20 protein-coding genes and 2 tRNA genes are annotated in these 20,095 nt (G+C 54.8%); 15 read left to right on the forward strand and 7 right to left on the reverse strand.

Translation table 11 applies throughout. The annotated features are described in order from the left end of the window. Positions 1–10: 10 nt before the first annotated feature. The 5 genes from LZP73_RS09105 (at position 11) to LZP73_RS09125 (ending at position 6,885) form a co-directional block, all read left to right on the forward strand. On the forward strand, positions 11–628 hold the full coding sequence (locus tag LZP73_RS09105) for an FKBP-type peptidyl-prolyl cis-trans isomerase (RefSeq protein WP_234234458.1): 618 nt from the start codon (positions 11–13) through the stop codon (positions 626–628). A gap of 66 nt (positions 629–694) precedes the next feature. Next, entirely contained in the window at positions 695–1,510 is an 816-nt protein-coding gene (gene dapB, locus LZP73_RS09110; RefSeq protein WP_234234460.1) for a 4-hydroxy-tetrahydrodipicolinate reductase, read from the forward strand. Between the two features lie 201 nt (positions 1,511–1,711). Further along, positions 1,712–2,869, forward strand: a complete 1,158-nt coding sequence (gene carA / locus LZP73_RS09115) for a glutamine-hydrolyzing carbamoyl-phosphate synthase small subunit (RefSeq protein WP_234234462.1) — start codon at positions 1,712–1,714, stop codon at positions 2,867–2,869. A gap of 28 nt (positions 2,870–2,897) precedes the next feature. Further along, the gene (gene carB, locus LZP73_RS09120) at positions 2,898–6,122 is read left to right on the forward strand and encodes a carbamoyl-phosphate synthase large subunit (RefSeq protein WP_234234464.1); all 3,225 of its coding nucleotides are present in this window, start codon (positions 2,898–2,900) and stop codon (positions 6,120–6,122) included. A gap of 91 nt (positions 6,123–6,213) precedes the next feature. After that, on the forward strand, positions 6,214–6,885 hold the full coding sequence (locus tag LZP73_RS09125; RefSeq protein WP_234234466.1) for an RluA family pseudouridine synthase: 672 nt from the start codon (positions 6,214–6,216) through the stop codon (positions 6,883–6,885). Between the two features lie 23 nt (positions 6,886–6,908). Here LZP73_RS09125 and LZP73_RS09130 read toward each other — a convergent pair whose 3' ends face one another. The 6 genes from LZP73_RS09130 to LZP73_RS09155 form a co-directional block, all read right to left on the reverse strand. Beyond that, on the reverse strand, positions 6,909–7,391 hold the full coding sequence (locus LZP73_RS09130) for a hypothetical protein (RefSeq protein ID WP_234234468.1): 483 nt from the start codon (positions 7,389–7,391) through the stop codon (positions 6,909–6,911). Next, positions 7,388–8,257, reverse strand: coding sequence for an FAD:protein FMN transferase (locus LZP73_RS09135; protein ID WP_234234470.1), 870 nt, complete (start codon positions 8,255–8,257; stop codon positions 7,388–7,390). The genes LZP73_RS09130 and LZP73_RS09135 overlap by 4 nt, the downstream gene beginning before the upstream one ends. Then, positions 8,254–8,808 carry an FMN-binding protein gene (locus LZP73_RS09140; RefSeq protein WP_234234472.1) on the reverse strand — a complete coding sequence of 185 codons (555 nt, stop codon included), beginning with the start codon at positions 8,806–8,808 and terminating at the stop codon, positions 8,254–8,256. The genes LZP73_RS09135 and LZP73_RS09140 overlap by 4 nt, the downstream gene beginning before the upstream one ends. A gap of 95 nt (positions 8,809–8,903) precedes the next feature. Then, positions 8,904–9,812 carry a DUF6662 family protein gene (locus LZP73_RS09145; protein WP_169565260.1) on the reverse strand — a complete coding sequence of 303 codons (909 nt, stop codon included), beginning with the start codon at positions 9,810–9,812 and terminating at the stop codon, positions 8,904–8,906. A gap of 193 nt (positions 9,813–10,005) precedes the next feature. After that, positions 10,006–10,434 (reverse strand): hypothetical protein, encoded by a 429-nt coding sequence (locus LZP73_RS09150; RefSeq protein ID WP_234234475.1) that lies wholly within the window; start codon positions 10,432–10,434, stop codon positions 10,006–10,008. A 162-nt stretch (positions 10,435–10,596) separates the two neighbouring features. Next, positions 10,597–11,466: a DMT family transporter gene (locus LZP73_RS09155; protein WP_234234477.1), complete on the reverse strand. Its 870-nt coding sequence runs from the start codon at positions 11,464–11,466 to the stop codon at positions 10,597–10,599. A gap of 505 nt (positions 11,467–11,971) precedes the next feature. Here LZP73_RS09155 and greA point away from each other — a divergent pair. Beyond that, entirely contained in the window at positions 11,972–12,448 is a 477-nt protein-coding gene (gene greA / locus LZP73_RS09160; protein WP_169565263.1) for a transcription elongation factor GreA, read from the forward strand. A gap of 95 nt (positions 12,449–12,543) precedes the next feature. Here the strand turns inward: greA and yhbY are convergent, their stop codons facing one another. Beyond that, positions 12,544–12,843: a ribosome assembly RNA-binding protein YhbY gene (yhbY, locus tag LZP73_RS09165; protein WP_169565264.1), complete on the reverse strand. Its 300-nt coding sequence runs from the start codon at positions 12,841–12,843 to the stop codon at positions 12,544–12,546. A gap of 90 nt (positions 12,844–12,933) precedes the next feature. Between yhbY and rlmE the strand changes: the two genes are divergently transcribed. The 9 genes from rlmE (at position 12,934) to rimP (ending at position 20,066) form a co-directional block, all read left to right on the forward strand. Next, complete coding sequence (gene rlmE, locus LZP73_RS09170) at positions 12,934–13,563, forward strand: 23S rRNA (uridine(2552)-2'-O)-methyltransferase RlmE (RefSeq protein WP_234234479.1); 630 nt, start codon at positions 12,934–12,936, stop codon at positions 13,561–13,563. Positions 13,564–13,593: 30 nt separating this feature from the next. Continuing rightward, positions 13,594–15,561: an ATP-dependent zinc metalloprotease FtsH gene (gene ftsH / locus LZP73_RS09175; protein ID WP_234234481.1), complete on the forward strand. Its 1,968-nt coding sequence runs from the start codon at positions 13,594–13,596 to the stop codon at positions 15,559–15,561. 59 nt (positions 15,562–15,620) lie between these two features. Further along, on the forward strand, positions 15,621–16,454 hold the full coding sequence (gene folP, locus LZP73_RS09180) for a dihydropteroate synthase (protein WP_234234483.1): 834 nt from the start codon (positions 15,621–15,623) through the stop codon (positions 16,452–16,454). A gap of 75 nt (positions 16,455–16,529) precedes the next feature. Beyond that, positions 16,530–17,867, forward strand: coding sequence for a phosphoglucosamine mutase (gene glmM, locus LZP73_RS09185; protein WP_234234485.1), 1,338 nt, complete (start codon positions 16,530–16,532; stop codon positions 17,865–17,867). Between the two features lie 190 nt (positions 17,868–18,057). Further along, positions 18,058–18,840 carry a triose-phosphate isomerase gene (tpiA, locus tag LZP73_RS09190; RefSeq protein WP_234234487.1) on the forward strand — a complete coding sequence of 261 codons (783 nt, stop codon included), beginning with the start codon at positions 18,058–18,060 and terminating at the stop codon, positions 18,838–18,840. A 1-nt stretch (position 18,841) separates the two neighbouring features. Next, entirely contained in the window at positions 18,842–19,174 is a 333-nt protein-coding gene (gene secG, locus LZP73_RS09195; RefSeq protein ID WP_169565270.1) for a preprotein translocase subunit SecG, read from the forward strand. Between the two features lie 12 nt (positions 19,175–19,186). Further along, positions 19,187–19,273 (forward strand) — tRNA-Leu (locus LZP73_RS09200). Positions 19,274–19,356: 83 nt separating this feature from the next. Then, positions 19,357–19,433 (forward strand) — tRNA-Met (locus tag LZP73_RS09205). 177 nt (positions 19,434–19,610) lie between these two features. Next, a complete protein-coding gene (rimP, locus tag LZP73_RS09210; RefSeq protein ID WP_169565271.1) occupies positions 19,611–20,066 on the forward strand; it encodes a ribosome maturation factor RimP in 456 nt (151 codons plus the stop codon). Positions 20,067–20,095: the final 29 nt, after the last annotated feature.

Here is a 20,095-nt window from a genome sequence, read left to right on the forward strand (position 1 = left end):
TAAATTAATTATGTCTGACAAATTCAGCACTATGGAACAGCAAGCCAGCTACGGTGTGGGTCGTCAAATGGGCGAACAACTGGCGGCAAATCCTTTCGAGGGTGTCGATATCCCAGCGGTACAGGCAGGTCTTGCCGATGCATTCGCGGGTAAAGAAAGCGTTGTTTCCATGGAAGATCTGCAAGTGGCTTTCACTGAAATCAGCCGTCGCTTACAAGCGGCCCAAGAAGAAGCCGCCGCTGCCGCTTCTGCCGAAGGCGAAGCCTTCCTGGCCGAGAACGCCAAGCGTGACGGCGTGACAGTGACCGACTCGGGTCTGCAGTACGAAGTGCTGGTTCAAGGCGATGGCGAGAAGCCTACCCATGAGTCGACAGTTCGCACTCACTATCACGGTACCTTCATCAACGGTGACGTATTCGACAGCTCAGTGACTCGCGGTCAACCCGCAGAGTTCCCGGTTTCAGGTGTGATCGCCGGTTGGACCGAAGCCCTGCAGCTGATGCCGGTTGGCACTAAGCTGAAACTCTTCGTTCCACATCACTTAGCTTACGGTGAACGTGGCGCCGGTGCTTCGATTCCACCATACTCAACCTTAGTATTCGAAGTTGAGTTGTTGGATATCGTTTAATCGTATAAATCGCCTAAGTTAACTTAGGCGTTTTTTTACCTGCATCCAGAGGATTAGGAGAAAGAGATGAGTGCACAAGTGAGAGTTGCTATCGTCGGGGCGGGTGGCCGTATGGGACGTACTCTTATCGAGGCCGCCAGGAATCATGAGCAGATACGTTTGGGCGCAGCCATAGATAGACCCGGCTCCAGTCTGGTGGATGTCGATGCCGGTGAGCTGGCCGGGGTCGGTCGGCTGCATGTTCCCATAGGCGATTCCCTCGACTTCAGTCATGATGACTTCGATGTGCTGATCGACTTTACTTCTCCCGAAGCCAGCCTGGCTAACCTGGACTGGTGTGCCCGTCATAACAAGCCGATAGTGATAGGCACCACGGGCTTCAACCACGCGCAGAAAGAGCAGATCAATGCCTTCGCCGAGGAAACCCCTGTGGTACTGGCGCCTAACATGTCGGTCGGCGTCAACCTGATGTGGAAGCTGCTGGAAACGGCCGCCAAGGTCATGGGCGAGTACAGCGACATAGAGATCATCGAAGGTCATCACAGGCATAAGAAAGATGCCCCTTCGGGCACGGCGCTGAAGATGGGTGAAGTGATCGCCCAGACCCTGGGCCGGGATCTGGAGCAGTGTGCCGTCTATGGCCGTGAGGGTATAACGGGTGAGCGGGAGCGCAACACCATAGGGTTCGCCACCATTCGTGCCGGCGATCTCGTGGGCGAGCATACCGCCATGTTTGCCGATATCGGCGAGCGCCTGGAGATCACCCATAAGGCTTCGAGTCGCATGACCTTCGCCAACGGTGCCATGCGCGCCGCAATTTGGCTGGTGGATCAAGATGCCGGCCTCTACGATATGCAGCAGGTGCTCGGGCTCAATCGATGATTTTTAAAAACCACCCAGGGGTGGTTTTTTTTCGAATGGTATTTTAGAACAGAGTTTTTTGGAAAAAATCGCCCGCCAAGGCGTAGACGGTTTCAGCTTTTTCCTATAAAATCGCTGGAATTTGTCAAAATTTCGTAAATTAGCGGAAATTGGTATCTTAACATTATATAAAAACATTATATTTCAGTGGCTTGGCTCTTTTTGGAGGTCGCGTTGACAAAGTCTGCCTTACTCGTACTCGAAGATGGAACCGTATTCTCTGGCACAGCAATTGGTGCCGATGGACTCTCTGTTGGTGAAGTGGTATTTAACACTTCGATGACAGGTTACCAGGAGATATTGACGGATCCTTCCTATTCACGCCAGATAGTAACACTTACATACCCTCATATAGGCAACACTGGTACCAATGATGAAGACACTGAATCCGCGGCGGTTCATGCCTGTGGTCTCATCATCCGCGATCTTCCGCTAATCGCAAGCAATTTCCGTAATACCCAGAGTCTCAGCGACTATCTCAAGGCCAACAAGGTTGTCGGCATAGCAGATATAGATACCCGCAAACTGACCCGTATCCTGAGGGAGAAGGGCGCCCAGGCCGGTTGTATCATGGTCGGCGATCTGGACGAAGCCAAAGCGCTGGCGGCGGCCAAGGCCTTCCCCGGCCTCAAGGGCATGGATCTGGCCAAGGAAGTCACCACAGATAAAGCCTACCCATGGCGCAGCGGCAGCTGGCGTTTGGTCGGTGGCCTGCCGGACGATACCCCGGCAGCCGAGCTCAAGTTCAAGGTGGTGGCCTACGATTACGGCGTCAAGCGCAACATACTGCGCATGCTGGTCGACCGCGGCTGTGACGTGACTGTCGTGCCGGCGCAGACGCCGGCAAGCGAAGTGCTGGCGATGAATCCCGACGGTGTTTTCCTGTCCAACGGCCCGGGCGACCCTGAGCCATGTGATTATGCCATTGCGGCTATCCAGGAAATCTTGAAAACCGACATCCCGGTATTCGGCATCTGTCTGGGCCACCAGTTACTGGCATTGGCCAGCGGTGCCAAGACGCTGAAGATGAAGTTCGGTCACCATGGCGCGAACCACCCTGTGAGCAACCTGGAGCAGGGCAATGTGATGATCACCAGCCAAAACCATGGTTTTGCCGCCGATGAGGCCACACTGCCGGCCAACATCAGGGTGACCCACAAGTCGCTGTTCGACGGTTCGCTACAAGGCATACACCTGACCGACAAGCCGGCCTTCAGCTTCCAGGGACACCCAGAGGCGAGTCCTGGACCCAATGATGCCGCGCCGCTGTTCGATCACTTCATCGAGCTTATCGAACACTATCGTCAGACCGCCAAGTAGTCGTATTAACTGGGAGAAGATTTAAGCAATGCCAAAACGTACAGATATCAAGAGTATTCTTATCCTGGGAGCCGGTCCTATCGTCATAGGTCAGGCATGTGAATTCGACTATTCGGGAGCCCAGGCCTGTAAGGCCCTGCGCGAAGAAGGTTACCGCGTCATCCTGGTGAACTCCAATCCGGCCACCATAATGACGGACCCGGAAATGGCCGATGCCACCTACATAGAGCCGATCCATTGGGAAGTGGTACGCAACATCATCAAGAAAGAACGTCCGGACGCCATACTGCCGACCATGGGTGGCCAAACAGCACTCAACTGTGCGCTGGATCTGGAAGCCAAGGGCGTACTCAAAGAATTCAACGTCGAGATGATAGGCGCGACCGCCGATGCCATCGACAAGGCTGAAGACAGATCGCGCTTCGATGTCGCCATGAAGAGCATAGGTCTCGAGTGTCCGCGTGCCGGCATAGCCCACACAATGGAAGAAGCCTACGGCGTACTAGACCAAGTGGGTTTCCCTTGTATCATACGCCCATCCTTCACCATGGGCGGCTCGGGCGGCGGTATCGCCTACAACAAGGAAGAGTTCGAAGAGATCTGCTCCCAGGGTCTGGACTTGTCGCCGACCAATGAGCTGCTGATCGACGAGAGCCTGATAGGCTGGAAAGAGTACGAGATGGAAGTGGTGCGGGATCGCAATGATAACTGCATCATAGTCTGTGCCATCGAGAACTTCGATCCCATGGGGGTGCACACCGGGGATTCCATCACGGTGGCGCCGGCCCAGACCCTGACCGACAAAGAATACCAGCTGATGCGTAACGCCTCCATGGCGGTACTGCGTGAGATCGGTGTCGAAACCGGCGGCTCGAACGTGCAGTTCGGTATCAACCCCAAGGATGGCCGCATGGTCATCATAGAAATGAACCCCAGGGTATCACGCTCATCGGCGCTGGCCTCCAAGGCGACCGGCTTCCCGATCGCCAAGATCGCCGCCAAGCTGGCGATAGGCTTCACCCTGGATGAGCTGATGAACGACATCACGGGTGGCCGTACCCCGGCGTCGTTCGAACCCGCCATCGACTATGTGGTCACCAAGGTGCCGCGTTTCAACTTCGAGAAATTTGCCGGTTCCAACGACCGCCTGACGACCCAGATGAAGTCTGTCGGTGAAGTGATGGCCATAGGCCGTACCTTCCAGGAGTCGCTGCATAAGGCGCTGCGTGGTCTGGAAGTGAGCCGTAACGGCTTCGATCCTGTCATAGACACGAGCAAGCCCGAGGCGCTGCAACGCATTCGCCACGAGTTGAAGGAACCCGGCTGTGACCGTATCTGGTATATCGCCGATGCCTTCCGCGCCGGTCTGTCCGTCGACGACATCTTCGCCCTGACCAACATAGACCCTTGGTTCCTGGTGCAGATTGAAGAGCTGATTGCCCTCGAAGCCCAGGTGGCCGAGGTCGGCATGTCGGGTCTGAACGAAGACTTGCTGCGTAAACTCAAGCGCAAGGGCTTCGCCGATTCGCGTCTGGCCGACGTGCTGGGTGTGAGTGAGGGTGAAGTGCGCAAGTTGCGTCATCGTCACGAGATTTATCCTGTTTACAAGCGGGTCGACACCTGCGCCGCCGAATTTGCCACAGACACAGCCTACATGTACTCGACCTACGAGGAAGAGTGTGAGGCCAACCCATCGACCCGTGACAAGATCATGGTGCTCGGCGGTGGTCCTAACCGTATCGGCCAGGGCATAGAATTCGACTATTGCTGCGTCCATGCGGCATTGGCGCTGCGCGAAGACGGTTATGAGACCATCATGGTCAACTGTAACCCTGAGACGGTATCGACCGACTATGACACCTCTGACAGGTTGTACTTCGAGCCTGTGACCCTGGAAGACGTGCTGGAAATCGTCCGCATAGAACAGCCCAAAGGCGTCATAGTCCAGTATGGTGGCCAGACGCCGCTGAAACTGGCCCGTGCCCTGGAAGCCGCAGGTGTGCCGGTAATAGGCACCAGCCCGGATGCCATCGACAGAGCCGAAGACAGGGAGCGTTTCCAACAGGCGATTCAGCGCCTGGAAATGAAGCAGCCGGAAAACGAGACAGTTACCACGGTCGAAGGCGCAGTCATCGCCGCCGAGCGTATCGGCTATCCGCTGGTGGTGCGTCCATCCTATGTACTGGGTGGCCGGGCGATGGAAATCGTCTATGACAAGCAGGACTTGCTGCGCTACTTCAACGAGGCCGTCAGCGTGTCCAACGCCTCGCCCGTGCTGCTGGATCACTTCCTCGACGATGCCATCGAAGTGGATATCGATGCCGTCTGTGACGGTGAGACAGTGGTGGTTGGCGCCATCATGGAACACATAGAGCAGGCCGGGGTGCACTCGGGCGACTCGGGTTGTTCGCTGCCGCCTTACACCCTGAGCCAGGATATCCAGGACCAGATGCGCGTCCAGGTGCGCAAGCTGGCGATGGAACTTGGGGTTGTGGGTCTGATGAACGTCCAGTTCGCGGTCAAGGATAACGTCATCTATATGATCGAAGTTAACCCACGTGCCGCCCGGACCGTGCCCTTCGTCTCCAAGGCGACGGGTGTGCCTCTGGCCAAGATTGCCGCCAGGGTGATGGCGGGTCAGAGCCTGAAGTCACAGAACTTCACCGAAGAAGTGATCCCACCCTATTACTCGGTAAAAGAAGTGGTGTTGCCATTCAACAAGTTCCCCGGCGTCGACCCACTGCTCGGCCCTGAAATGCGCTCTACCGGTGAAGTCATGGGCGTGGGTGAAACCTTCGCCGAAGCCTATGCCAAGGCGCAGCTGGGCGCCACCTCAGAAGTACCCAAGTCTGGCCGCGCCTTATTGTCCGTGCGTAACAGCGACAAGAAGCGGGTCGCCGATTTGGCCGCCAAGCTGATCGAGCTGGGCTACGAGATAGATGCGACCCACGGCACCGCCATAGTCCTGGGTGAAGCCGGCATCAATCCCCGTCTGGTCAACAAGGTACACGAAGGTCGGCCACACATTCTTGACCGCATCAAGAACGGCGAATACACCTACATAGTCAACACCACAGAAGGACGTCAGGCGATCGAAGATTCGCGCCAGCTGCGTCGTGGTGCCCTGCGCTACAAGGTGAATTACACTACGACCCTCAATGCCGCGTTCGCGACCTGTATGGCCCATGCCGCCGATGACAGAAACAATGTCAACTCGGTGCAGGAGCTGCATCAGCGTATACTGGCAAAATGAGCCTAGGCTCATAGCGTGAGAAAGGCTGCAGTTATGCAGCCTTTTTGTTTTTCAGCACTTTCGTTATTTGAATTCGATATGGACCTATGCCATGCAAGCACAAGCCGACCCTTTCATCGCCCCCAGGTGTGATGCCGCCATAGACGTCCTGTATCAGGATGAGCACTTGTTATTGATCAATAAGCCCAGCGGCTTGCTGAGCCTGTCGGGCAAGCATCCGGCCAATAAAGACTCGGTGCATTATCGATTGGTGCAGGACTTTCCGGGCGCGACCCTGGTGCATAGGTTGGATTTTGGCACTTCGGGTATCATGCTGGTGGCACTGAATAAGACCATCAACGGCGCCCTCACCAAACAGTTTCAGGACCGCAGCATAGACAAGAGTTATACGGCGCTGCTGCATGGCCATCTCAGTGCTGACAGCGGCCGTATCGAGTTGCCGATAGCCAAGGATGTGGAGCGTTTCCCGCTGCAGAAGATCTGTTTCGCCACGGGCAAGCCGGCGGTGAGCGAATATCGGGTATTGGAACGCCTATCCACACCCAAGACGACCCGCGTCTGTTTCACGCCGGTTTCCGGCCGCACCCATCAGCTGCGTATCCACAGCCAGCAGATGGGCCATCCTATCCTGGGGTGCGATCTTTATGCCTCGGATGAGGCTTTTGGCCTGGCCAAGCGGCTGATGCTGCATGCCACCTCGATTGGCTTCGCGCATCCTGTGACGGGGGAGCGCATCCTGGCTGAGAGCCCTTGTCCTTTCTAGCAGGACAGCCGCCGCGGGCTAAACTATCGGCCGCGCCTATGACTGTGATGACGCCTATGCCCCTGGGCCAGGCGCAGCCGGCGACCATGATAGTAATGCCAGAGAAAACCACTGAACAGGGTCAGGCCCAAGGAGCTGTGGAGCAGGCTGGCGAAGAGCTGGCCCTGCTCAGATCCCAGGTAATACAGACCTATGCCGCTCAATGCCAACAGCAGCAGGCTGAAGGACATCAGCAGGCCGCTGTGGTGGTTATTCCGTTTGCGCCAGCCGGCACGGATATGGCTATGCCAGAGTGCGCCCAGCAGCATCAGCAGCAGCCAGCCGAAGAAGACATGCATGACGACGGCCGGCAGACGCAAGCCTGGCGCCAGCTCGACGCCCGGATCCCATTGCAGCTTGAATTCCAGCACCCAAGGCAACATGAAGAGCCCTGTGAGGGTGGCCGTCGCCGTGGCGGTGATGATCAGCCAAAAGAACCAGTTCGGGTAGCCACTCAGTCGTTTCATAAAATTGTTCGTTCATCTTGGTTAAAGCCGAGGATTTTACCCCCCAAGGCGGCGATTCGGCCAGTGCAATCCGCATCCGTCAGGTAACTTGCAACCTTGGTCAGGGCATCGGCCCGCCAGGCGAAACGGGCGGCCACGCTGACGACCCGCTCGGGAGCCTGCTCTGCACTATGGGGGCAGGCGGCAGGCTCCGGCATTGATGCCTCACCCGTGGGGAGCAGCAGGGCGGGATAGTCAGGGTCCAGCGTTAATGACACCCTGGAACTCGCCAGCGCCATCTTGCTGATCTGCAGCGCCCGGCTCATGCCCTGGGCGTTGCGTTGCTGCACCGCCAAAGAAGCACTGCCAAACACCTTGAGATCGCCACCGGCATTGACCCAACCGCCGGCCAGCCCCGCCTTCTTCAGCTCGGTCACGGCCACATCGACGGCATACCCCTTGGCAATGCCGTCCAGGGTGACGGCGATTGGCCGCAGCAGCTTGGCGCTGCCATGCCCCAAGGCGATATCCTGCCATGTACCTTGAGGCAGCACAGGGTGGGAGATATGCCCGGGCAAGGCGCGGCGGCGGATCAGCTCGCCGCCGACTGTGCAGTTGAACTGGTTGTCACTGGCCTTGCCCATCGCTTTGGCGAGGCGCAACACCCTCAGGGCGTCCAGGCTCATGGGCTGCCACTGCCCCGGGGTGGCGTTGAGACGGGACAGCTCGCTGTTGCCGTCATGGAAACTCAGGCTGCGGCCTATGGCGGCGATGCGTGCGAACGCCGCGGCTATGGCCTGATTGACCTCGGCATCATCCTGTGATGGTTTGGCCAGGGCGGCTATCTCGACCAAGGTGCCGAGCAAGGGGCGGGCGCGACGGATCAAGAGATTGGGTCTTGTGCCAGAAAGAGTTTATGTATCGCCAGCAGACGCTTAACCCCGTCGAGCAGGTTACGACAGCTCAGGGTAGCACCGCTGATGTTGCTGACGTCATTATCCAGCTTGAAGGGATCTTTGAGGGTCTTGCCTTTGAACTGTTGTCGCCAGGCGGCATCACGCACCTGCCCACCATGGGTCTCACGGTAACTGAGGATTTCCATGCTCAGCACTTCGCCTGCCGGGCTGATGCCTACGGCATAGGTGATGTACTCATGTTTGCCGACCACATCATCGACGATAAACCAGCCGAGGAATTTCCCTTCCTGTTCGACCCGCCAGATGGGTTGCTTATCATGACGCTGGCGCACACCGGCGAGATCTTTGATCTGATCTTTGGCGTCACTGGTCAGCAGTTTGCCTTGGTCGGTAAATTGGGCACCGGCGGGGAAGATCAGGGCCTGTGCCTGGGGAATTGTCAGGTAGTCGGCGGCAAATGCCGGTGCCGTGACCACGGCCATGGGCATGAACCAGAGGCTATTCCAATAGTTATGAGACATAGCTGTTCCTATCGAGTATAGGTTGAAATTAAAGGCAAACGCCGGCTGAACTGAAACGAATCAGTTAGCCGGCGTCCCTGCGCAATTCAGGCAAATTAGAAGTTAAACGCCACTTTCAATCTGACTTCCTGCTCGGTTTTTTCGATCAAATGCAGGCCGGTATCGGCCTGACCTTCGTATTGCTCACCGCCGCCGCTCAGCTGTGGCAACCAGGTCAGGGTCGCCCACCATTGTTGGCTGCCGTAATGCAGTGAAGGACCGGCGAAGACAGACCAACGTTCCTGACCCACTTCGGTTTCGAATTCGGTTTCAAACAGCACTTCGGCGCTCACGAACCAGTTGGGAGCGAAGCGGTAGCTCAGGCCCGTCCCCAGCTTGAGTTCGATTTCCATCTCGGGATCTGTTGGCCAGTCGAAGTCTTCCGGCAGGTTGTCTATGGCGGCGCGATCGGCATAGGTGGCTTCTGTGCCTATGTTGCCCACCCAGACCAGCTCGCCTTCGAGCATGTATTTCTGGGTTTGCAGGCCCAGATCCAGTGACAGTGTGTCCTTGTCTTCGCCCGAGTGCTTGTCCAGCCAGTCGTAGTCCAGGGAAACGGACGCCGACAGGCCTATGTCATCTTTGGCTGGGCTGAGGAACATATAGCTCAGGCCAAGCTCGGCACCCGAGGTCTTGAAGCCTATGTCTTTCTCTTCGGGCAGGTAGCCGTCGACGATCAGGCCTTCATTCTTGAGCGACATGAATTTGAAGGAACCGGAAACGGAGAACTTGTCCGTGGAGCCGTATTCGACTTCGGTTTCATAGTCTATGCCCCTGTAGGTGCCCTGGCCCTTGTCATCACGCAGGGTGACTTTCTGGTAAACTTCCATCGCCCCCTGTGGCAAGGCTTCTGCACCTTTGACATAACCGAATAAATCTTCACCTGCAATGGCACTATGGCTTAAACCAGAGGTAACGAGTGCCAGGGTGACCAGGCTGAAAGAATGACGAACTAAGGGTCCCATTTAAACAAATCTCCAAACTGCTGTTTACATAATGGGGCGGATTCTAAGCAATTGGATGCACTAATGCAAATCATTATCATTAGTGTTTTTTGATTTTTTGGCTGTGCCGGGGGAATTAGGAGAGCTTATGTAAATTAACCAATGGCTTACATCTTTAAACTGTCATCATTTTTTCAGGCCAAGGGGCCGTTGGCTAAAGGGTAATGAGCAGAATGGCACAATAGAGGCAAAGGAGCAGCACTATTGACGTCAGGCAGCGGCGCCGAAAACGCAGGCCATCGGTGTTGAGCAGACTGGGGAAGAGCATGAAATTCAGTGGATTGAAGAGGGTTTGATAGCAGAAGATGCCAATCCCTGGATTGCGGCCACGGTAAATCATCTTGGCGAAGTAGAACATGAACCTGAATAACAGCACTGGAAAGCTGATATAGATGAGCAGGGTCAGGGTCAGTTCGATCGAGACGCCCAAATCATTCATGCTCAGCATTCGCCCCTTTTGCCAGACTTCGGTCAGGCTGTTGGAAAACCACAGCAGCATGCCGAGTGTCATCAACAGGGAAAATGCCAGAAATAAGAGGGCATAGCGGAGTAATCTATACCAGTTGAATGTGATAGTTTGCATCTCAGGTTCGGCCCCACGTTCAAGCAACCAGAGGGAAGGCCGGCGTAGAGTCCATGTTGAAGGCCTTTATCAGCGCTAGCGTCGTGGGGTTGCGGTGCATCCTTCAACGAATATCCACAGTCCTGCCTTATAAATTTAGAGCATTCCCGACAAAAGGTAAGCTTAAACGGGACATTTTTGCGCCGCCTGCCTATGGCCTAAATAGCCTTGCAGCATGCCCGCCAGAATGATCAGGCTGCAGCCGAACAGTTGCATTCCATTCAGGGTTTCGGCAAACAGCCACCAGGCAAATACCACGACCGCCACGGGTTCGACATAGGCCAGGGTACCGAAGGTCGCTGCCGGAAGGTGGCGCAATGCCTTGACTGCAAACAGGATGGCGATAAAGCCGGGTAACACTCCTATGGCGACCAGCCAGCAGGCCTGAGTCAGGCTGGGCTGCAGCGGATGCTGGATGACCAGTGGCAGCATGCAGAGGGCACCGACCGAGAGTTGCACCAAGGTGCTCTGGTAGGGCGTGCTCTGGCTGGGTTTGCGGTTTATCAGCATGAATCCGCTGTAGCTCAACAGGGCCAACAGGGCATACAGATAACCTCTGGTTGCATTCACGTTGCCGCCGTCCGAGGCCGACTGTGGCAACATGAGCGCGAAACCTGCCAGTGCCATGACGATAGTCAGGCCACTGGCCTTCGCCAGCTTCTCACCCAGAAAACAGTGGGCAATGACGGCAGTCAGTGGCGGTGCCAGATAGATGAGCATCACAGCGTTGGCCATGTTGATGTACTGAATGGCTTCAACATAGAAGGTCATGAAACCGGCCAACATCACGCCATTGAGCAGGGTGCGCTTGCTCGGTCTATGGCGTATTTGCTGCGCCTTGCCCGTCACTGCCATATAGCTCGCCAGGCAGCATGCGCCGAGCAAGAGGCGGTAGAAGGTGATGTGCTCCGCGGGTAGGGCGGCATACCTGGCCAGTACGCCTATGGTGCCCATGAAAATGGCGGATAACAGGGCCAACAGGATGAAAGGCATGATGCTTGCTCACAATTAGGCTTGACTCGGGATGGACTGGTTTTTGGCTTTTGGTTCGGTCTTTTCGTTCGGCCTTTTAGTTCGGCTTAGGGCCGTACTGCGCCCATGCTAACTCAAGGCAGATGCCAACAGAAGCCGGCAAGGGTAAAATAGTCAACCCGAGCCGGCTGGTTGCCGGAACTTGGCTGGCGTAAGGCGACAGCCGTCCGGGACGGCGGAAAATTTACCAGGGCCTCTGGTAACTGAGACGCTGCTTGGTTAAGCTGTAGCTGGCATTCAGGGGGTGTATCCGCTGCATACTCGGGGTAGAATAGCTGTCTCGAGCTGCCAGGCCAGTGCCTTGCATTGGGCTGAGATATTAGCAGGTTTACACCGCTCGGGTTGCTATACCACCGACGCTTGTCTGCAGTTGGCATGAATTTGGGTATAATCCACACGATTTTTTTACTCTGTTGGCCCAGGTGCCGGCGGGGAAGCTTTTGTTTTAAAGGAGACGAAAGAAGTTATGACTAAGGTTCCTATGACAGTTGTTGGTGCTGAGCAACTGCGTAAAGAGTTGGATATTCTCAAATTTGAGCGTCGCCCTAAAATTACCGAAGCGATCGCCTCGGCCCGTGAACTCGGAGATCTCAAGGAGAATGCCGAGTATCATGCGGCGCGGGAAGAGCAGGGGATCTGCGAGGCGCGCATTCGCGATATCGAAGGCAAGTTGTCGAACGCCCAAATCATAGATGTGACCAAGATGGTCAACAGTGGTCGCATCATCTTCGGTGCCACTGTGACTATTTTGAATCTGGATACCGAGGTCGAAGTCACCTATCGCATAGTGGGCGATGATGAAGCCAACATCAAAGAGAACCTGATTTCGGTCAACTCGCCCATCGCCCGGGGCTTGGTCGGCAAGAACCTGGACGATGAAGTGTCGATTACCACGCCGGGTGGTCTGACAGATTACGAGATCACTGCGGTCGAATATCGTTAATTTCCTGCCTCTATGGCAAGAGCCAATAAAAAGCCACCCAGAGGGTGGCTTTTTATTTTGTCTGCTTGTCTGGCCAGGGCCAGAGCCGGAGAGCCTTACTTTGCCTTGGGTAAAGCAATCTTCATTTCTACCGACTGACGGTAAAGCACCAGCACATGACCTATCAGCTGCACCTTGGCGGCCTGGGTTTCACGTACTATGGCGTCTACTATGGCGTTTTTCATCTCTCTGTCGCTGGAGGCAACTTTCACTTTAATCAGTTCATGATGTGTGAGCGCGCTATCGATTTCAGCTAGTACACCTTCAGTCAGACCATTGGCACCAAGCAGCACCACTGGCTTTAAATTGTGCGCCAGACCTTTTAAATGCTGTTTTTGTTTGGTTGTTAAGTTCATTTCTACCAACTTTTGCTGAGTTACTGTTGAAAAGCGGCTATTCTACCCCTATATAGCCCTTGTGTAACTCTCATTTGTTGCGGATTTTAAATGTCAGCTAAAAAACGTACGGCCAGTTCCACCCGTTGGATGCAGGAACACTTTGATGATCATTATGTCAAACTCGCACAGAAACGGGGATTGCGTTCGCGCGCTGCGTTTAAATTGGAAGAAATTCAGCAAAAAGATGTGTTGATCCGCTCAGGTATGACAGTGGTCGATCTCGGCGCCGCCCCAGGCGGTTGGTCCCAGGTGGCGGTCAAGCTGGTGGGTGACAAGGGCAAGGTTATCGCCTGTGATATTCTGCCCATGGATCCCATAGTAGGTGTCGATTTCTTGCAGGGCGACTTTCGTGAAGATAAAGTACTGGACGCCTTGTTGACCCGGGTCGGCGAGGCCAAGGTGGATGTGGTGTTGTCCGATATGGCACCCAATATGAGTGGTTCCGATGGTGTCGATCAACCCCGCGCCATGTACTTGGTGGAATTGGCGCTGGACATGTGTCATCAGGTATTGGCACCCAACGGCAGTTTTGCGGTTAAGGTCTTTCAGGGGGAGGGCTTTGACGACTATATGAAAGCGGTCAAAGAAGCTTTCAAAACCGTTAAAACACGTAAACCTGATTCCTCGCGTGCACGCTCGCGGGAAGTCTATCTTGTGGCGACCGGGTACAAGTTGTAGTACTCTAGCCTTAATAATCGCAAGACTTTAATGAGGTCGAGTAATTTGAGTGACATGGCTAAAAATCTAATACTCTGGGTCGTCATCGCAGTGGTGCTGATGTCGGTGTTCCAGGGTTACTCCCCGTCTTCTACGTCATCGCAGAAGATGGAATATTCTACTTTCCTAGACAATGTCCGTGACGGTCAGATTGCCAAGGTAGTGGTCAAGAGTGATGAACGCACCATAGAAGGGACCAAGCGTACCGGTGAGAAGTTCACTACCATCATGCCCATCTACGATAAAGATCTGATCAACGATCTCAATCGTCAGCAAATAGACTTCGATGGCCAGGAAACCGAAGAGTCGGGTTTCCTGACCCAGATCTTCATTTCCTGGTTCCCCATGTTGTTGCTCATAGGTGTGTGGATCTTCTTCATGCGCCAGATGCAGGGCGGTGGCGGTAAAGGCGCCATGTCCTTTGGCAAGAGTAAGGCCAAACTGATGAGCGAAGACCAGATCAAGACCACCTTCGTCGATGTCGCCGGTTGCGATGAGGCCAAGGAAGAAGTCAAAGAGCTGGTGGATTACCTGCGTGACCCGACCAAGTTCCAGAAACTGGGTGGCCGTATTCCGACCGGCGTACTCATGGTTGGCCCTCCTGGTACGGGTAAGACACTGCTGGCCAAGGCTATTGCCGGTGAATCCAAGGTGCCTTTCTTCACCATCTCGGGCTCAGACTTTGTCGAAATGTTTGTCGGTGTCGGTGCCTCCCGGGTACGTGACATGTTCGAGCAGGCGAAAAAATCCGCCCCTTGCATCATCTTCATCGATGAAATAGATGCCGTCGGTCGCCAACGCGGTGCCGGCTTAGGCGGTGGTCACGACGAACGTGAACAAACCCTGAACCAGATGCTGGTGGAGATGGATGGCTTCGAAGGTAACGAAGGTGTGATCGTGATTGCGGCCACCAACAGACCCGACGTGCTGGATTCCGCCTTGCTGCGCCCCGGTCGTTTCGACCGTCAGGTGGTGGTGGGGCTGCCGGATGTCCGCGGCCGTGAGCAGATTTTGAAAGTCCATATGCGTAAGGTGCCCTTGTCGGATGACGTCAAGGCCAGTGTGATTGCCCGTGGTACCCCAGGGTTCTCGGGTGCGGACCTGGCCAACCTGGTCAACGAAGCCGCGCTGTTTGCCGCCCGTGGTAACCGCCGCGTGGTGGGGATGGAAGAGTTCGAACGTGCCAAGGATAAGATCATGATGGGCGCCGAGCGCCGCTCCATGGTGATGTCTGAAGCCGAGAAGGAAATGACTGCCTATCATGAAGCGGGTCATGCCATTGTGGGCTGCATGGTACCGGAGCACGATCCCGTGCATAAGGTCACCATCATCCCCCGTGGTCGCGCCCTCGGGGTGACCTTCTTCCTGCCGGAAGCCGATGCCATCAGTCAGAGCCGTCGCAAATTGGAGAGCCAGATCTCTGTGGCCTATGGTGGCCGTATTGCCGAAGAATTGATCTTCGGTACCGAGAGAGTCTCCACCGGCGCATCCCAGGACATCAAGTATGCCACTTCCATCGCCCGCAACATGGTGACCCAGTGGGGCTTCTCCGACAAGCTGGGACCCTTGTTGTATGCCGAAGAAGACGGTGAAGTCTTCCTGGGCCGCAGCATGGGTAAGGCCAAGCATATGTCCGACGATACCGCCAGCATCATAGACACGGAAGTCAAGGTCTTCATCGACAAGAACTACGACAGGGCCAAGCAGATACTGACAGATAATCTGGATATTCTGCATGCCATGAAGGATGCCCTGATGAAGTACGAGACCATAGATTCGCTGCAGATCGATGATCTCATGCATCGCCGTGAAGTGCGTCAACCTGCCGATTGGAACCTGGATGAAAATGGCGATTCCAACCGCGGTGACAGAGGCGGTAAGCCTGAGGCACAAGCGGGTGAAGATGAGCCTAAAGTGGATGCAGATCTTAAAGACATAGATGAATCACCGGCTAAATAATTATTTGATTTGAAAAAGAAAGCCCCGAAAGGGGTTTTCTTGTTTGCGGGAGTAATAAAGTGTTTGAGCTGATTGCTGCAAATAAGCGGTTGTCGCTGGCGTCCCCCCTGGTCATGGGCATAGTCAATGTCACCCCGGACTCTTTCTCCGATGGCGGCAACTATGCGGCGTTCGATGCCGCTTGCCGCCATGTGGACCTCTTGGTGAGTCAGGGGGCGGCCTTCATAGACATAGGAGGGGAATCGACTCGCCCCGGGGCCGCGGAAGTGACTCTGGCTGAGGAGTTGGAGCGGGTTATCCCTCTGGTCGAATATGTGGCCATGCACCACCCAGTGTGGATCTCGGTCGATACCAGCAAGCCGGAGGTGATGGCCGCTGCTGTCGCCGCCGGCGCCCACATGATTAACGATGTCAGGGCACTGCAACAGCCGGGGGCCTTGGCCATGGCGGCGAGTCTCGGGGTGCCTGTCTGCCTGATGCATATGCAGGGGCAACCCGACAGCATGCAACAGGCACCCGAGTATCTGGATGTGGTTACCGAGGTGAAGGCGTTTTTAACCGAGCGGGTGCAGGCTTGCCTGGATGCGGGTATCCGGCGCTCGCAGCTGGTCATAGATCCCGGCTTCGGTTTCGGCAAGAGTCTGGCACACAACTATGAGCTGCTGGCCAGGCTGGGGGAGTTTGCCCTGCTCGGGTTACCGCTCCTGGTCGGTTTATCGCGCAAGAGCATGCTGGGCAACCTCTTGCATAGGCCGACTAAGGAGCGCTTGGCCGGCAGTTTGGCCGGCGCTATGCTGGCGGCTCAGCAGGGAGCACACATCATTCGGGTACACGATGTGGCCGAAACCTTGGATGTGCTCAAGGTCTTGCAAACGGTACGGAATACAAAATAAGCATACTGAGTTCAGCTCAGATTAGGTTAATGTGAGTACACTGCCCCATGGGGGGGCAGTGTGATGGAGTTAAGCGTGAAGCAAAGAAAATTCTTCGGTACAGATGGTATTCGCGGCAAGGTAGGTTCAGGGCAAATGACTCCCGAACTGGCATTGAAACTGGGTTGGGCGGCGGGACGCGTCTTATCCAGAACCGGCACCAAGAAGGTTATCATAGGGAAAGACACCCGCATCTCAGGCTATCTGTTCGAATCGGCACTCGAAGCAGGTTTGTCTGCCGCTGGCCTGAATGTGATGCTGATGGGACCCATGCCGACCCCGGCCGTGGCCTACCTGACCCGCACTTTTCGCGCCGAAGCCGGGGTGGTGATCAGCGCCTCCCACAACCCCTATTATGATAACGGTATCAAGTTCTTCTCCACCGACGGCAGCAAGCTCGATGACGAGATAGAGTTGGAAATTGAAGCCGAACTGGAAAAACCTCTGGTGTGTGTCGAGTCCCACCTGCTGGGTAAGGTATCACGCATAGAAGATGCTGCCGGCCGTTACATCGAATATTGCAAGGGGAACTTCCCCGCAGATCAGACGCTGACCGGCTTGAAGATAGTGGTCGATTGCGCCAATGGCGCCACCTATCACATAGCGCCCAATGTGTTCCGTGAACTGGGCGCCGAGGTGATTGCCATAGGTGATAAGCCCAATGGTTTGAACATCAACGATAAAGTTGGCGCCACCTCCATGGGCAAGATCTGCGAGACAGTGGTCGCCGAGGGGGCCGACTTGGGTATCGCCTTGGACGGCGACGGCGATCGCATCATGATGGTCAACAGCAGGGGTGAAGTGATAGACGGGGATCAGATCCTCTACATCCTCGCCTGTGATGCCAAGAAACGCGGCATCCTGCGCGGTGGCGTGGTAGGCACCCTGATGTCGAATCTGGGCCTGGACCTGGCGCTGCAGGCGCTGGATATCCCCTTCAGCCGCTCCAAGGTGGGCGACCGCTATGTGATGGAACAGTTGAAAGCCCAGGATTGGCGCATAGGCGGCGAGAATTCGGGTCACATACTCAACCTGGATCACGGCACCACGGGTGACGGCATAGTGGCGGGCATCCTGGTGCTGGCGGCCATGCGTCGCCAGAATGCGACCCTGGATGAATTGACTGCGGACATGACCATGCTGCCCCAGGTATTGGTCAATGTGCGTTTCGAAGGCAAGCATGATCCTCTGACATCGGAGAAAGTGTTGGCGGCCCAGTCCTTGGTCGAGTCGCAGCTCGGCGCCCGTGGCCGGGTACTGCTGCGCAAGTCGGGTACCGAACCTTTGATCCGCGTCATGGTCGAGGGTGAAGTTCACGCCGACGTATTGGCGCACGCCAACGCCATTGCCGAGGCGGTCAAGGCGGCGTTTTAAGCCGTTTATCGCCAGGCTCATTTGGGATAACGGCTAAAAATTAGTACTTTAGCCGTTTAAATGACCCGAATGCTGGGTCGAAGGGTAAAAAACAAGCATTCCGACGCGATATCGTAAATATTCGGCATTTAGCTATTGTAACTTCATAAGTGGTTCGCTATTATTCACGCCGCTTTCAGAGGAGACAGTGATGGCACTCAGACGTCCTATGGTTGCTGGCAATTGGAAGATGAACGGCAGTGTGGCCTTGGCCAAAGAGTTGTTCGGTAAATTTGCCACTAAGCTCCAAAATGATTCTGCGGAAGTGGTTTTATGCCCGCCTTCTATATACCTGGAAAGCGTCAGGCAGCTGCTAGAAGCAAACAAGGAAGCCTTGGAAGGTTCCCTTGTCAGGATAGGCGCCCAGAACTTGAGTCAACATGACTTCGGTGCCTATACCGGTGAAGTTTCCGGTCAGATGCTAAAAGATTCAGGATGTCGGTATGTGATTATCGGCCATTCGGAACGTCGCCGTATGTACGGAGAGACGAGTAATATAGTAGCGGAGAAGTTTGCCGCTGCACAAAAACATGGACTCACACCGATACTCTGTGTTGGTGAATCAGGTCCGGCACGAGAGGCGAGACGCACCTTCGAGGTGATCGCAGAAGAGCTGGACATAGTGATTGAGAAAAACGGTACCATGGCTTTTGATAACGCCATTATCGCCTACGAGCCATTATGGGCGGTAGGGACAGGTAAGAGCGCTACACCAGAGCAGGCCCAGGAAGTACATGCGTTTATACGCAAACGCCTCTCTGAAGTGTCTCCGTTTATCGGAGAGAATATCAGGATACTCTACGGTGGCAGTGTGACCCCGAGTAATGCGGCAGACTTGTTTGCCCAACCTGATGTTGATGGTGGACTGATTGGCGGTGCCAGCTTGAACTCGAGCGAGTTCTTAAGTTTATGTACCATAGCGATGAGCGCATGATATGTATGAAGTTCTGATAGTTATTTACTTGTTGGTTGCCTTGGGTCTGATTGGTCTGATCCTCATCCAGCAAGGCAAGGGCGCAGACATGGGGGCCTCTTTCGGCGCCGGTGCATCTGGTACTCTGTTCGGTTCGAGTGGTTCAGGTAACTTTCTTACCCGTAGCACTGCAGTGTTGGCAATTGCGTTTTTCGTTCTCAGCCTGGTTATCGGCAACCTGAGCGCAAACCACACTAAACAAGAAGATCAATGGAAAGATTTAGGTTCGGCTGAGCAGGTCTCTGACCAGGCGCCAGCAAAAACCGAAAAGTCAGATACGAAAATACCTGACTAGTAAAAAGGTGTCGCCGAGGTGGCGAAATTGGTAGACGCGCAGCCTTGAGGTGGCTGTGACCTAACGGTCGTGCGGGTTCAAGTCCCGCTCTCGGCACCAAAATATAACCGATAGAGACGAGATAAGTTCTTTGTTGGTTATTGCAAGCAATGACAATAGTCAATATACTTGCACACAGTTGACGCGGGGTGGAGCAGTTTGGTAGCTCGTCGGGCTCATAACCCGAAGGTCGTCGGTTCAAATCCGGCCCCCGCAACCAGCTCCAAGCAATGAATAAAGTTTTGAATTCATTGCTGTTTACAGGTTCTTGAACATAATGACCTCGTGATTACGGGGTTTTTTGTTATCTGGGACTTTTAAATGTGTCGTAGTCGTCATAGGTTGCGACAGGGTAATGGGGCTATTAAGCCCTTTTTTGTTTTTTTGGGGGTCCTATTTGGCAACGTTAGAATTCAGACTGGCAGAAATGCTGAGAGTCCCGGTGGAAGCTTTGGGTTTTGAGCTTTGGGGCATAGAATATGTTCAGGCTGGTAAGCATTCCATTCTGAGGGTTTTTATCGACAGTGAAAATGGCATCAATATCGAAGATTGCGCCAATACCAGTCGTCAGGTCAGTGCTGTTCTCGATGTTGAAGACCCCATTTCTACCGAATATACATTAGAAGTCTCTTCGCCAGGTGTCGACAGACCCTTGTTTACCGCCGAGCAATACGCGGCCTATGTAGGCGAAGATGTAAAAGTTCAGCTGACTATGCCGGTTGCTGGTAGTCGCAATTTAAAAGGTGCCATTCTCAAGGTTGATGGGCAGATGCTCACACTGAAGGTGGATGGTAAAGAGTTGGTTGTCGCGCTGGATAATATCCGTAAAGGCAACTTGCTCGCTAAGTTTTGATGGTTTCAAGGTGAACGAGGCAAGACGAG

Source organism: Shewanella sp. AS16, from assembly GCF_021412365.1.
GTDB classification, from domain to species: domain Bacteria; phylum Pseudomonadota; class Gammaproteobacteria; order Enterobacterales; family Shewanellaceae; genus Shewanella; species Shewanella salipaludis.